This is a genomic window from Streptomyces sp. NPDC054765 (assembly GCF_053612065.1).
This window is the reverse complement of sequence record NZ_JBSHBP010000114.1, coordinates 1-13,533: the sequence shown is the minus strand read 5'-3', so window position 1 is coordinate 13,533 and position 13,533 is coordinate 1. Positions and strand designations below refer to the sequence as shown.

The 13,533-nt window shown below is 67.8% G+C and carries 14 protein-coding genes and 1 pseudogene; 12 read left to right on the top strand and 3 right to left on the bottom strand.

All coding sequences use genetic code 11. The features are described from left to right. Positions 1-45: 45 nt before the first annotated feature. Complete coding sequence (locus ACWGJY_RS36300; RefSeq protein ID WP_453265165.1) at positions 46-1,080, bottom strand: helix-turn-helix transcriptional regulator; 1,035 nt, start codon at positions 1,078-1,080, stop codon at positions 46-48. A gap of 264 nt (positions 1,081-1,344) precedes the next feature. Between ACWGJY_RS36300 and ACWGJY_RS36295 the strand changes: the two are divergent. Next, a pseudogene (locus ACWGJY_RS36295) lies at positions 1,345-1,998 on the top strand (IS5 family transposase); the annotation flags it as partial. Positions 1,999-2,106: 108 nt separating this feature from the next. Here the strand turns inward: ACWGJY_RS36295 and ACWGJY_RS36290 are convergent. Further along, the gene (locus ACWGJY_RS36290; RefSeq protein WP_453265164.1) at positions 2,107-2,553 is read right to left on the bottom strand and encodes a winged helix-turn-helix transcriptional regulator; all 447 of its coding nucleotides are present in this window, start codon (positions 2,551-2,553) and stop codon (positions 2,107-2,109) included. 204 nt (positions 2,554-2,757) lie between these two features. On the opposite strand from ACWGJY_RS36290, the gene ACWGJY_RS36285 reads away from it, so the two are divergent. The 10 genes from ACWGJY_RS36285 to ACWGJY_RS36240 all read left to right on the top strand — a co-directional run bounded on the left by ACWGJY_RS36285 (position 2,758) and on the right by ACWGJY_RS36240 (position 11,706). Beyond that, on the top strand, positions 2,758-3,540 hold the full coding sequence (locus ACWGJY_RS36285; protein ID WP_453265163.1) for a class I SAM-dependent methyltransferase: 783 nt from the start codon (positions 2,758-2,760) through the stop codon (positions 3,538-3,540). A 14-nt stretch (positions 3,541-3,554) separates the two neighbouring features. Beyond that, complete coding sequence (locus tag ACWGJY_RS36280) at positions 3,555-4,268, top strand: 7-carboxy-7-deazaguanine synthase QueE (protein ID WP_453265162.1); 714 nt, start codon at positions 3,555-3,557, stop codon at positions 4,266-4,268. Next, positions 4,265-4,666, top strand: coding sequence for a 6-pyruvoyl trahydropterin synthase family protein (locus ACWGJY_RS36275; RefSeq protein ID WP_453265161.1), 402 nt, complete (start codon positions 4,265-4,267; stop codon positions 4,664-4,666). Before ACWGJY_RS36280 ends, ACWGJY_RS36275 begins: the two co-directional genes overlap by 4 nt. Positions 4,667-4,702: 36 nt before the next feature. Beyond that, the gene (gene folE, locus ACWGJY_RS36270) at positions 4,703-5,293 is read left to right on the top strand and encodes a GTP cyclohydrolase I (RefSeq protein WP_453265160.1); all 591 of its coding nucleotides are present in this window, start codon (positions 4,703-4,705) and stop codon (positions 5,291-5,293) included. A gap of 60 nt (positions 5,294-5,353) precedes the next feature. After that, positions 5,354-6,334: an aspartyl/asparaginyl beta-hydroxylase domain-containing protein gene (locus tag ACWGJY_RS36265; RefSeq protein WP_453265159.1), complete on the top strand. Its 981-nt coding sequence runs from the start codon at positions 5,354-5,356 to the stop codon at positions 6,332-6,334. A 73-nt stretch (positions 6,335-6,407) separates the two neighbouring features. Beyond that, entirely contained in the window at positions 6,408-7,097 is a 690-nt protein-coding gene (locus ACWGJY_RS36260; RefSeq protein ID WP_453265158.1) for a 7-cyano-7-deazaguanine synthase, read from the top strand. Then, positions 7,094-8,119: an isopenicillin N synthase family dioxygenase gene (locus ACWGJY_RS36255; RefSeq protein ID WP_453265157.1), complete on the top strand. Its 1,026-nt coding sequence runs from the start codon at positions 7,094-7,096 to the stop codon at positions 8,117-8,119. The genes ACWGJY_RS36260 and ACWGJY_RS36255 overlap by 4 nt, the downstream gene beginning before the upstream one ends. A 106-nt stretch (positions 8,120-8,225) precedes the next feature. Beyond that, entirely contained in the window at positions 8,226-10,058 is a 1,833-nt protein-coding gene (locus ACWGJY_RS36250) for a BTAD domain-containing putative transcriptional regulator (RefSeq protein WP_453265156.1), read from the top strand. Beyond that, the gene (locus ACWGJY_RS36245; RefSeq protein ID WP_453265155.1) at positions 9,992-10,525 is read left to right on the top strand and encodes a DUF4062 domain-containing protein; all 534 of its coding nucleotides are present in this window, start codon (positions 9,992-9,994) and stop codon (positions 10,523-10,525) included. Before ACWGJY_RS36250 ends, ACWGJY_RS36245 begins: the two co-directional genes overlap by 67 nt. Continuing rightward, positions 10,435-11,706 (top strand): ATP-grasp domain-containing protein, encoded by a 1,272-nt coding sequence (locus ACWGJY_RS36240; RefSeq protein WP_453265154.1) that lies wholly within the window; start codon positions 10,435-10,437, stop codon positions 11,704-11,706. Before ACWGJY_RS36245 ends, ACWGJY_RS36240 begins: the two co-directional genes overlap by 91 nt. 201 nt (positions 11,707-11,907) lie before the next feature. On the opposite strand, the gene ACWGJY_RS36235 is transcribed toward ACWGJY_RS36240, so the two are convergent. After that, the gene (locus ACWGJY_RS36235; protein WP_453265153.1) at positions 11,908-13,005 is read right to left on the bottom strand and encodes an integrase core domain-containing protein; all 1,098 of its coding nucleotides are present in this window, start codon (positions 13,003-13,005) and stop codon (positions 11,908-11,910) included. A 157-nt stretch (positions 13,006-13,162) separates the two neighbouring features. Here ACWGJY_RS36235 and ACWGJY_RS36230 point away from each other — a divergent pair. Next, on the top strand, positions 13,163-13,533 hold a 371-nt coding region (locus tag ACWGJY_RS36230; RefSeq protein WP_453265152.1), incomplete at its 3' end, for a hypothetical protein.

Sequence of the window (13,533 nt, the reverse complement as noted above, 5' to 3'; positions counted from 1 at the left end):
CAGACGAGTTGGATCGCGGCAAGCGGAACCGTGAAAACGGTCCGCTCACAAGTCCAGCATGGTCGCTACGAGTTCGCGTCGGCTGCGGACACCGGCCTTCGCGAAGACGCTCTTCAGGTGGTCCTGCACGGTGGCTGCGGTGATATGCAGTTCCATGGCGATGGCCCGCGAGGGCAGGCCGGCGACGACCCGCTCCAGGACGTCCCGCTCGCGCGGCGTGAGCCCGTACGCGAGCAGCAGCACCTCGGCCACGTCGGCGGCCGGCGCCGGGTGCACCGTCACGGCGAGGGGCGCCGGGTACGGGCCACCGCTCATCGGCGAGGCGTGGACCGAGAGCCACCGGCCCGACCGGCCGCGGATCCGCCCGTAGGCCGGCAGCGCCGCGCCTCTCCCTCGCGCGGCGGCGTCCAGGACCGCGATGGGCAGCTCCGACCCGGACGAGGCCAGTTCGTCCCGCCAGAGTTTCGCGGCCGGATTCTCCGAGAGCAGCCGCAAGTCCTGATCGAGCAGGAGCACACCTGCCTCGGCCGGGCCGGGAGCGGCGTCGGCGGGTGCCCGGTGGACGGCCCGGCGCAGGGCCGCAGCCACCGGGGCGGACAGCCGCCGCAGAACGTCGACGTCGGCCGGGGTGAAGTCGGGCCGCCCACCGCCGCCGAACAGGACGATGGCGCCCCAGCACTGGCGGTCCACCACGAAGCTCGCCCGCAGCTCGTGCCGCGCGTCGATCATCGGGAGCACGGCCCGGTACCGGTGGCTGGACTCCGGGTCACCGCCGGTGGCCGCACCGAGCGTGCCTGCAGACACCTCGGAGCGGGCGAGCGCCGCCCACTTCAGTACGTCGTCCACCAGGTACTCGTTGTGCGCGGCTGCTGCGGCCGCGGCCGGCGTGAGCCCGGCACTCACGTCGTCGGTGATCAGCAACGTGGTGGGGTCGATCGTGCCGAAACAGTAGGAGTCGGCCGGGACGAGCCGCGTCAGCCGCTCGGCGATCCGGCGTCGCAGCTCCCGGGAGTCGAGGTCGAGACGGCAGATCGCCTCGATGTCGCGCACGGTCTCGCGCCGGGCCACCGGGGAACTCACCGGCCGAACGATACCCCAGAAGTGTGGGATGCCCGTATGGCTGCTCCGGTGCCTACTCTCAGTCCGGAAAAGGCAAATGCACAGGCAAATGCACAGGAGGTCACGGCATGTCCCCGTCCATGCTCACTGTCGGACTCGATCCCGCGCTGGTGGACGACTCGGCCTCGTCGCGGGCGGCGTTCCCCGAGATCGACGCCGAAGTGGTCCGGGCGGGCGTGGCCGCCGAGCGGGCCCGGCTCGCGGAACTCGGTTTCACTGTCGACGTCTGCCTGCTCGGCGACCACCATCCGCAACCGCCGCGACGAGTAGATCGCCCTCGGCGTCTTCACCCGGCTCAACCAGATCGCGTTGGAGTCCTACGACCGGATCATCGGGCTGGAGCTCGACCAGATTGCCGTCGACGGCGCGATCACCAAGGCCCCCGGCGGCGGCGAGGTCGCCGGACGATCACCGGTCGACCGCGGCAAACGAGGCCTCAAACGCTCGGGTATGACGGATGGTTACGGAATCCCACTCGGCAGAATCCTCGCCGGAGCGAACCGCCACGACTCCCCGCTGCTCGCCCCGACCCTGGACCTGCTGGAGGACCTCGGGTCGCTGCCCGACGACATCACCGTCCACCTGGAAGCCGGCTACGACTCGGACAAGACCCGCATCGAACTCACCGCCCGCCACCTGCACGGCCGCATTGTGCACAGGGGCGAGGAGGCGCCGATCCAGGCCAGCCGACGGTGGCACGTGGAGCGCACACACGCCTGGCAGAACGCCTTCCACCGCCTCGCCCGCTGCTACGAACGCCGCGCGACTGTCATCAACGCCTTCTTCGATCTCGCAGACACGATTATCACCGTCCGCAGCCTGATCCGCCGGGCCTGGACCACCCATCGCTGGGACGAGCGCCCGAAGCGCCGCCCATGAACCCCGCCTGTCTGCGCGGCCTCCTACGCGCAGACTGTTCCCGGCGACCGGCAACCCTGATCAGGCCAATGCCTGAAATGACAACGGGCCACGTCTTGCCCTTGTGGTTCAGGCGAGCCGGGTGTCGTAGGTCTCGCGGTTGGCGAGCACATCGTCCATGTGCTCCTCGGCCCAGGTCTTGAAGCCGCGCATCATTTCGTGCAGTGACAGGCCGAGATCGGTCAGCTCGTAGGCCACCGTGACCGGCACGGTCGGCGTCGCGGTGCGGGTGATCAAACCGTCGCGCTCCAGGGAGCGCAGCGTTTGGGTGAGCATTTTCTGGCTGACGCCGGCCAGCAGGCGCAGCAGCTCCGAGTAGCGCATCGACCGGGGCTCGCCGGCGCAGTCGGCGCCTGGCTGATGCGAGCCGCCGCCGTTGCCGAGCGCGGCCAGGATCAGCGTGACCCACTTGTCGGAGACCCGGTCGAGCAGCTTGTGGCTGGGGCAGACCGCCAGGAAGGCGTCGTACTCCACCTTGGCCTGTGCCCTCTGCTGGGCTGCCGTCATCGTTGCCATGGACCTTTCCTCTCACCCGCGGGTGCCTTACGCACTTCGAAGTGCCTACTTCCCACCAGGAAGCGACATGTAAATGATGGTCAAGGAGTGGTTCGAAATGGCAGCCGCAGATCATGTCAGTGAAATTGTGCGGAAGAGGGGGCAACCGGTGTGTGCGCTGCCGGAGTTCTTTTCGACCGTGGCTCAGGGGAAGGTGCACGGCCGATGACGATGGACGCGGAGTTCTACTCCCGGGTGGCCGAGCGGTTCGGTGGCTACTTCAGCGATGCGCAGAGCACCGACGTATTTCCCGACGGCCGTCCGGACGCCGTCTTCGACGAACTGGTGGCCGCACTGGGGGCGCCGCAGGCCCGGCTGCTGGATGTCGGCTGCGCCGACGGGCGCCGACTGCTGCAGACCTCTTCGGCTTACGGCGCCGTGACCGGCATCGATCTGTCGCCGTCGATGCTGGAGGTTGCCGAGCGATACCGAGAAGAGGCAGGCCTGTCGCACGTCGCGTTCGAGCTGCGCGACGCGACCCACACCGGGCTGCCCGACGGGACCACCGACGTGGTCACCTCCCGCCGCGGCCCGCTGATCGTCGGCGAATTCGAGCGGGTGCTCTGCCCCGGTGGATCCGTGGTGTACATGGGCATCGGGGAGCAGGACGCGCGCGAGCTGAAGGAGACGTTCGGTCGCGGCCAGGACTTTGGAAGCTGGAACGGTCGGCCACTGGCAGAGCAGGTCGCGCGAGAACTCTTCGCCGTCGGCCTCGTCGTGACGAACAGTCAGTCTTTCCGGTTCGAGGAGTTCTACCACTCGCCCGGCGATCTCGACACGTTTCTGCAGCAGGTGCCGATTCTTGAGGACTATGACCCGGCAGCCGACAAGGAAGCATTCGAGCGATATGTCGATGCGGCGACCGTTGACCAGCGCGTCCGGCTGCGCCGGCACTGGTTCATCGTGCAGGCGCAGAAACCGGCGGCCGTCGCTCCGTCCGATTCTTAGGGAACGGGGCACCCATGAAGCAGGATCTCGTAGTCAACGAAATCTTCGGTCCGACCGTCCAGGGCGAGGGTCGGTCGATGGGGCGCAGGTGCGCATTTTTGCGGCTCGGCGGGTGCAATCTGTCGTGCTCGTGGTGCGATACGCCCTACACGTGGGACTGGACCGGAGTCGGTGACACCGGAGTCGCCCACGATCCGCGCAAGGAACTGCACCGCCGCCCGGTCGACGACGTCCTCGCGGAACTGCTGAAGTTCGGGACCGACCTCATCGTGATCTCCGGCGGCGAGCCCCTGGGCCAGCAGGAGCGGCTTGTTCCTCTGGTGGCAGCACTGACCGAACGCGGCAAAGAGATCGAGATCGAGACGAACGGCACACATGCCGCGCACCCCGAACTCGTGTCCGCCGGCGTCCGATTCAACGTCTCACCGAAGCTGTCGCACTCGGGCGACTCCCTGAAACGCAGGATCGTCCCCGACGCTCTCGCCAGTCTCTCGGCACTGCCAAGCAGCACCTTCAAATTCGTCTGCCAGAACCATCGCGATCTCGATGAGGTGGCCGAGCTGGTCGAGGCTTTCGACCTGACCTCGGTGTGGATCATGCCGATCGGGCGGACCGCTGACGATGTCACCAAACACATGGGTGAGTTGGCCGACGCAGTGGTGGAGCGCGGCTGGAATCTGACGACCCGACTGCACACCTTGTTGTGGGACGACACACGCGGCGTATGAGCAACAGCGCGCAAACAAGAACGGAACTCGAATCGATGACCTTTCACATCACGAAAAAATTCGAATTCTCGGCCAGCCATCAGCTCGCCGGCCTCGCACCCGAGCATCAGTGTGCCCGCTTGCACGGACACAACTATGTGATCGAGCTGGAACTCGGAGCCGAGGACGCAGATCTGTTGCCCGTGGGCTTCGTCCGGGACTACGGAGAACTGTCCGCATTCAAGGTGTGGCTCGACAATTACCTGGACCATCGGCATCTGAACGATGTGATGGATAACAATCCGACGGCCGAGCACATGGCCGCCTGGATCTACAAGACCTGGTCCACGGAGCTTCCCGAACTGACCTGCGTACGTGTCTCGGAAACCCCCAAGACATGGGCCGAATACCGGCCGTGACATCCATCATTCCGAAGCCAGAAGAGAGATGACCGCATGACGGTGACAAAAGTGGACCGCGTCGTTGACCCGTCGGCGCCGGTGACGACCGAGGACCCGCTGGTCGGGCTCGCCCGTCAGTTGCTGGAAGAGATCGGCGAGGACCCGAACCGCGACGGACTGCGCGACACACCCGCGCGGTTCGCCCGCTGGTGGCGCGAGTTCATCAACTACGAGCCGGGTTCCCTCGGCACACTCTTCGAGTCCATCGGCACGAGTCAGCTCGTCGTCGTCTCGGACATCCAGGTGTGGTCGCTGTGTGAGCACCATCTCCTGCCGTTCAACTGCTCCGTGACCATCGCCTACCGACCTGCGGGGCAACTGCTCGGCCTGTCGAAGTTCGCCCGGGTCGCCCACCAGTACGCGCACCGGCTGCAGGTCCAGGAGCGTCTCGTGGACCAGATCGCGCTGGAGATCAGCACCCGGTCCGGCACCCCGGACGTCGCGGTCATCGCGAAGGGCGAGCACCTGTGCATGTCGATGCGCGGCATCAAGGCCCCCGCGCAGATGACATCGACCGCGTACCGCGGCGAGTTCGGCACGGACCCCGGCCTTCGGAGCGAGCTGTTCGACCTGCTCCGTGCGTGACAACAGTCGCCGCTCCAGGCGCACCCAGGAACTCCGTCCCCTCGTCAGGAAAGAATCATTATGAACGCACAGGAGTCCTCGACGCCCGCGGAAGCGGTGCGGCTGCTCCCCACGCTCGACGCCGACCGGCTGTTGGCCGACCTCATGACGGCCCGCGACCACCTGTGGGACGAGCAGAGCTCGTACACCAACGGACGTGTGTCCAGGTGGGCCGAGCAGGACTGGCGCTGCCTCGCGGTGCGCAGCCCCGGCGGCGACAAGACACGTACCGACCCGGGCGGTCCCGGCAGCGTGGAGTTCGCCGACACCGAGTGGCTGGACCACATGCCGTACGTGCGCGAGACCCTGCGCTCGATCCCGGGCCCCCTGTACGCCGCCCGCTTCATGGATCTCGGCCCCGGAGTCATCGGATACCCCCACTCCGACCCCAAGTTCGCCCCGGACTGGGGTATGGCCCGGCTGCACATGCCCGTCATCACCCAGGAAGAGGCATTCCTCGACCTCGACGGAGCGATCCACCGCTGGCAGCCCGGTGAGTTCTGGTTCGGCGACTTCAGCCGCAAGCACCAGATCCAGAACGTCGGTACCGAGCACCGCGTCCATCTCGTCGTGGACGTGCTGGTCACCCGGGAACTCGCGGAACTCTTCCCTGCGGAATGGGCCGACTACTTCAACAGCTCGGACGTGCTCTGCAACCGTCCGGCCCTGACCACTACCGAGCAGGAGCGCAAAGCCGCTCGGTGTTCGTTCGAGGCACCGGAACACCTTCTGGAGACCGAGGTGTTCGGGTCGCTCACCGGCCCGCAGCCGCAGGCCTCGTTCAGCATCGAGGACACCAGCAGGGGCCTCGCTGTCCGCTCTCCCCAGGACCACCTCTTCCCGCTGGTGGCACTCGGCGGCGACGAGTACCGCCTGGTCGGATGGAGCGACGAGCGCACCATCACCACGAAGCTGGACGGTGCGCGGCCCGAGGTCGAGCTGACCTACCGCAAGGGCCACCGGACGGACCGGCTGAGCGTCCCTGCCACGTCGGCGGCGTGACGACCACCGCTTACCCGGAGCTCAGTGCACCTGCCCTGATTCTTCATCCCCTTCGTTTACCGAAAGGCGACGTATGCCGAAAACTGTCGCGATCGTGTCCGGAGGCCTGGACTCGGTCACCATGGCGTACCACCTCCACGCGGAAGGACACGCCCTTCACCTGTTGTCCGTCAACTACGGCCAGCGTCATCTCGTCGAGCACGAGTTCGCCGCGAAGGCGGCTCGAAGGCTCGGGGTGCCGCACGAGGTCGTCGACCTCAGCCCCGTCGGCAGGCTCCTGAGCGGGTCCTCGCTCACCGACCCGACCGTCGACGTGCCCGACCACGGAACCGGCACGTCCGGCGGAAGTCCGAACGTCGTGCCCAACCGCAATGCCCTCCTGCTGTCCGTCGCGTTCGCGGTCGCCGTTGCCCAGAAGGCGGAGGCGGTGGCCGTAGGCGTCGTCGACGACCTCCAAGCCGCGCCCGACAGCAACGCCGCGTTCATCGACTCCTTCCTCGCCATGGAACGGATCGCCACCCGCGGCTACGCACACCCGGACCTGGACCTGACCGCGCCCCTGGTCAGACTCCGCAAGAGCGACGTCGTGTCGCTCGGCGAGAAGCTCGGCGTCCCCTGGACCGAGACCTGGAGCTGCTTCAGGGGCGACGCCCAGCAGTGCGGGCGGTGCGCCGCCTGCACCGAGCGGCGGGAAGCGTTCCGGGACGCCGGCGTGAGCGACCCGACGACCTACCAGGCCAGTGATGAGCAGGAGTTGACATGACCGACCGCTTGCCCGTGCTCGACCTCCGTGACGCCGCCGGTTCGCCGGAGACCCGCGCGGAGTTCCTGGACCGGATGCGCCGGGCTATCCACGAGGTCGGCTTCTTCCAGCTCGTCGGCCACGGAGTCGAGGACGCCGAGGACATGCTCGAACTGACCCGCCGGTTCTTCGCCCTCCCCGAGCCCGACCGGCTCGCGCTGAACATCCTCGACTCGCCCCTGTTCCGCGGCTACTCCGAACTCGGCCGCGAACACACCAAGGGCATCCCCGACCAGCGCCGGCAGCTGGACATCGGGCCGGAGCAGCCCGTGCGCACACCCGCGCCCGACGACCCCGCCTACCGGTGCCTGATCGGCCCGAACGAGTGGCCGAAGGCGATGCCCGAGCTGCGTCCGGCCATCGAGTCCTGGATCACCCGGCTGAGCGAACTGTCCCATCAGTTGCTGCGGCTGATGCTCGAATCGCTGGCCGCCCCCGCCGGATTCCTGGACGACGTGGTCGCCCCGGACCCCCAGATCCACCTCAAACTCCTGCACTACCCCGGCCCCACGGAGACGAGCGAGGACACCGGCCCCGGCCAGGGCACCGGCATCCACAACGACCTCGGGCTCCTGACCCTCCTCGTCCAGGACGACAACGGCGGCCTTCAGGTCGCAGTCGAGGAGGGCCGGTTCATCGACGTGCCGTTGATCCCCGGGGCGTTCGTGGTCAACCTCGGAGAGCTGCTGGAGGTGGCGACAAGGGGCTACGTACGCGCCACCCTTCACCGGGTGGTCCGGCCCGCCCCCGGCGTCAACCGCTACTCCATTCCCTTCTTCTTCAATCCCCGGCTCGACGCCACAATGCAGCCACTGCCCAGCCCCTACGTCGAGGGCGCCGACGGAGTCATCGACGTCGCCGGCAACCCGTTGTTCGCCCTCTACGGCGACAACGTGATGAAGGGGCTGATCCGCTCCTTCCCCGACATTGTGGCCCGCCACCACCCCACCCTGGCCGCCACAGCCGGGTCCGGAAACTCCTGACACCGGGCGGCCTAGCACCTCTTCACCGCCGGCCCGGACCGGCCGCGCGGTGGCGCCATCACCGTGCCCGACGGGGACCGAACGAACATGAATTAGGGCGAATCTCATGAGAATCAATCTTCTGGGGCCTCTCCAGGCCTTCGGGGACGATGACGGCGTCGACATGGCACCGGCCGCCCAGAAAGTACGTCAGACACTGGCAATGCTCGTGCTGAACGCGGGCCGGGTGGTGCCCTTCGAGTACCTCATGGACGAGCTGTGGGAAGGCGACCCGCCCGCCAGCGCACACACCGCGTTGCAGACGTACGTGTACCAGCTCAGGAAGAGGTTCTCGCTGGGCAACCCGCGGCGCGGTGGCGCGGTGCGCGCGACCGGGCCGCTGCTCGCCACGGTCGACGGCGGCTACCAATTGTCGCTGCCCGCCGACCACGTGGATGTCTTCCGGTGCGAGCCGTTGCTCGCCCGTGCCCGCGCCGAGTTCGGTGACGAGCACTTCGCCCGGGCCCGCGACACGGCCGCCGCGGCGCTGCGGATGTGGCGCGACGACGCCCTGGTGGACGTGCGCAAGGGGCCCGTGCTGCAGGCCGAGGCGGACCGGCTCAAGGAGTCGCGTACCAGCGCCTACCACCTGCGGATCGAAGCCGACCTGCGCCTCGGCCGGCACCACGAGGTGTTTGGCGAACTCGCGGCGATGGCCGGCCGGGAACCGACGGACGAGCGGGCCCAGGGCAATCTGATGACGGCCCTCTACCGCATGGACCGGCGGGTGGAAGCGCTCCAGGTCTACCGGCGGGCGCGCGAGCACATCGCCGCCGAGCTGGGTCTTGACCCTTCGCCCCAGCTCAAGGCCCTGCACACGGCCATGCTCATGTCGGACGAGGCGCTGCTGCATCCCGCCGGTCGGCTCACGGCCGTGACCGCCGCCACGCGTGTGCCCCGCCATCTGCCTGCCCCGCGCGAGCGACTGACCGGACGCGCCGACCAGCTGGCGCGCATCACTGCGGTGCTGGCCGGCCAGGGGCGCCAGGACCGGCCGCTCGTGATCGTGGGCGGTGCCCCCGGCACGGGCAAGAGCGAGCTGTGCCTGCACGCCGCGCACAAGGCGAGCCGCCACTATCCGGACGGACGGCTCTACGCGCGCCTTCGGGACGGCGCCGGCCGGCGGGTGCGGCCAGCCGAGATCCTCCGCTCGTTCCTCCTCGGACTCGGCGCGACCGAAGAGCAGTTGCGGCTGAGCACGACCGACCTGAGCCTGTTGTTCCGTACCTGGACCGCCGAGCTCCGTGTCCTGGTGGTGCTCGACGACGTGTGCGACGTACGGGACCTGACGCCGCTCCTGCCGTCCGGCGCGGGCTGCGGCGTGCTGATGGGCAGCCGACAGCGACTGTTCGTGTCCTCGTCGGCGGCCCATGTCGAACTGACCGGACTCTCCTTCGACGACTCGCTGCACCTGCTGGAGTCCTCCGTGCCGAGACACCGCATCACCATGGACCCGGAAGGGCTGCGACGGCTGACCCGGCTCAGCCGGGGCCTGCCGGGCGTGCTCTTCGCGCTCGCCGCGCAGTTGCGCCGCCGCCCGCATTGGACGGCCCGCCAGGCCACCGCCTGGGTTATCGCGTCGGGTGACACCGACAGCGATCCGCTGGACGTACGGGCCGGCTTCGACCGGACGTTCGCGACGCTGCCCGCCGAACTACGGTCCCTGGCGTACGCACTGCTGTCGCCCGGCGTCCCCGACCGGCTCACACCAACGATCGCCGCGGCGGTCCTGGGGATCAGCGAGCAGCAGGCAGAGAACCTGCTGGAGGAACTGGCGGAGAGATACCTGCTGCGCGTGCAGCACCCGTGCGTGAACGGCCGGTTCTCCTACGAATGGGAGCCTGGGATAAGCCCGTTCGCGGCGCGACCGAGCAGCGCGCCGGTCATGTGCTCCTCATGACGGTCATGGCTCCAGTACAACCGTGCCCGTCGTGCCGCGCGCCTCCAGCGCTTGGTGCGCGCAGCACGCTTCAGCCAATCGAGGTCGAACGTCAAGCTCGGAAGCGAAGCTTTCAGCAGTGGAGACACCGTAGCGTGAGAATCTTTGTCAGCAGCGTCCGCAAAGGCTTGGAAGAGGAGCGTGACTCTTTCCGCAGGCTGATCACCGCGCTGGGCCACACCCCGGTGCGGTTCGAGGAATTCACACGAAACGTGGAGACATACGCCACCTGTGTGTTCCGCGGCTCCGTGATCGCCGGGATGACCCCACGCAGGACTGTACCGGCCGACGCGCTTTGTCCGAACCCGCCCAAGCAACCTAACCTTGGAGAACCGTCATGCCGCAGCGCCCGAAACTCGTCCTCGTCGGTCAGTTGTCCGTGTTCCCCTGGGTGTTCGAAGCAGCCAAGCGCGCCGGTATCGACCTGATCCTCGTCCCCAGGGGGGACGACTCGGCGGAGTCCGCTGGGCGGGCCGACGCGGTGGTCGAACTGCTGCCACTGGACATCGACGAAGACCCGGAAGGTGCGCTGTCCGCGCTCGCCGACCGCTACCGGCGGGAGCCCTTCGACGGAATCATGGCGGGCAACGAGAGGGTCGTGCCGTTCGTGGCGCGCGCCGCTCGGGAGCTGGGCCTCACGGGCCTGACCGAGGAGGCGGCGGCCGTGGTGCGCGACAAGCGCAGCATGCGCCATCACCTGCTGGAGGCGGGTCTGGGCGTGCCCGGCTTCGTGGTCATCGAGGATCCGGACGGCTGGACCGACGCGCTGACCTTGCGGTTCCCCGTCGTGGTCAAGCCGGCGAACGGCCACTCCAGCCTCGGTGTGATCCGTGTGGATGACAAGGACAGCCTTGAGCAGGCCGTGGCCCGCACATGGAAGCTCATCGAAACTCACCACCTGGGGGTCGCCGACGGACCGACCCCGGAAACCGGTGTGTTGGTCGAGGAGTACCTGGACGGGCCGGAGGTCTCCGCCGAATCCCTCGTGCACCACGGGCAGGTACGGGTCTGTGGCATCAGCTGGAAGGGGGAACTGGCGGGACCCTACTTCGAGGAGACCATGTTTAGGGCCCCCGCCCAACTGCCCACCGAGATACTCACCGCGATCGAGGCGGAGGTGATCGGCGCCCACGACGCCTTCGGCATCACGGAAGGCACCACGCATACCGAACTGCGGCTGGTCGGTGGGGTGCGGCCGGTGCTGCTGGAGATGGGCGCGCGCCTCGGCGGCGGGGGCTTTACGCACCACCTCGTCCACTTCAGCACCGGGATCGACCTGGCCGCCGAGGCGCTGCGCATCCACCTCGGCCGGGAACCGCTCTGCTGGCGTGAGGAGCCGGCACTGGTCGGTCACGTGGCGGTCTATGAGGTGCCGGTCGGCAGCGGAGGACGGATGAAGCAGGTACACGGCTTGGACTCGGTGCGTAACGACCCGCAGGTGGACTACGTGGTGCAGACCGTGGGTCCCGGCGAACTGCTGCTCCCCTACCCGGACCATTCCGGATACCCGGCCATCGTGGTCTCCCGTCACGAGTCGGATGCCGCGGCCGTGGCGTACCGCGCCCACCTCGCCCGGACGCTGCACGTCGAGTACGAAGAGCAGGGTTGAGCATGCGCCACGGCGCGGTACGCCGTGGCGGACAACGCCTCATGGCCTTCCTCCGGACGACCGTGGACGGATTGCCGTCCCTACTGGTGGCTCTGGGGCGGCATGCGCATCAACCTCATGTATGCAGCTGCAAATGTGAACTGACGTCCCGACAGCAGAAGGGTTCCTCCCTGCCCTTGCCGGAAACCTCGTCCGTGCAGGTCACGCCGCGTGTTGGTATTCGTGGAGGATGCCGCCGAGGCGATCGTGTCGGCGTATGTCGAGGCGGGCTAACGTGTCCGGATCGTCGATTGGCGGGGGCAAGGGGTGCAGCGGTCTGGCGTTTGCGATGCCCTGGTGTGGTCGGTGTCCGTTGTAGAACTGCTCGAACTCGCGCAGGGTGTGGAGGAGATGCCGCTGGTTCCAGATCAACGTCCGGTCCAGGAGCTCGCGGCGACAGGTCTGTATCCACCTTTCCATGATCGAGTTCATCCTTGGCATCTGGATGCCGCTGAGGACGACGTCGATCCCTGCGTCCTTGAGGACGGCATCGAACAGTTCGGGGAACTTCCCGTCCCTGTCCCGGATCATGAACCGTGCCCGGCAGCCGAGGTCTTCAAGGTCCGTGACGAGGTTCTTCGCCGCTTGCGCTACCCAGGATGCGTTCGGATGCGTGGTGGCGCCTAGGACGCGGATCCGGCGACTGCCGTGTTCGATCACCACGAGCACGTACATCCGTATCCCCGACAGGGCGACTTTTTCCATGAAGTCGCAGGCCAGCAGGGCATCAGCCTGGTTGCGAAGGAAGTTGGCCCAGGTACTGGCGTTCCGCTCGGGCGCCGGGTCGATGCCTGCCTCCTTCAGGATTTCCCAGACAGTGGAGGCGCCCACCTTCACTCCCAGCACGAGCAGCTCACCGTGCAGACGCCTGTACCCCCACTGTGGGTTCTCCCTCGCCAGACGCAGCACCAGAATCCGGATGGAGCGCACCGTACGAGGTCGACCAGGTCGCTGGGGTCGCGATAACGCGGCATGGTGGCGTGTGACGAGGTCGCGATGCCAGCGCAGCACCGTGTCAGGACGCACGAGCAGCCGCACACGCCGCAGGGCGGGTAACGGCATGCGGTGTAGCAGCGCCGCCAGGAACGCCCGGTCGCTTGAGCTGAACCGGACCTTTCTCTTGCCGAGTTGGCGTTCCAGGACCGCGATCTGATGGCGCAGGGCGAGGATCTCTACATCTTTGTCCCGGTCGCTCACCGGCAGCAGACGCAGCACCGCGAACGCATTCGTCACACCGAGGTAGGCCAGTCGTAGCAGCACGATCGGTCATCATGACGCGTGGACCACCGGCAACGCGAGAGCGCCGACTCGAGCGACCGCGGCCGACGACTGTGAGGTCCGGTGTAGGCCTCCGACCAGGGCGGATGACATTCTCGGCAAGCACAGCGTCAGCGTCGACGGCATCCGGGAGGCACGGGTGGAGCAGGAGCTGTTCGCGTTGCTGAAGGAGCGTGAGGAAGCGGCCCGGGTCCGGGTGGAGAGGTTGCAGGGCGAGCTGGCCGCGCTGAACGTGCAGATCGCGGCTGCCGAGGACGAGCTGTCCCGGCTGGAGATCACCCGGGAGACCCTGGCCACTCTGGGTGGCGAACACATCTCTCCAGTGCTGCAGTTCGAGTCGTCCCTCTCCGGGGATGCGAATCCGGACGATCTGTCCGCGCCCGTCCCGCCAGTGGTCAACCTGGCGACCGGCGAGGTGCCTGCGGAGGGTGACTGGCCCGTGCTCGCCCTGCTGGCCAGAACGGACGTGCCGCTGCGGGCCAAGCAGATCTGCGAGCAGACCGGGGAGAC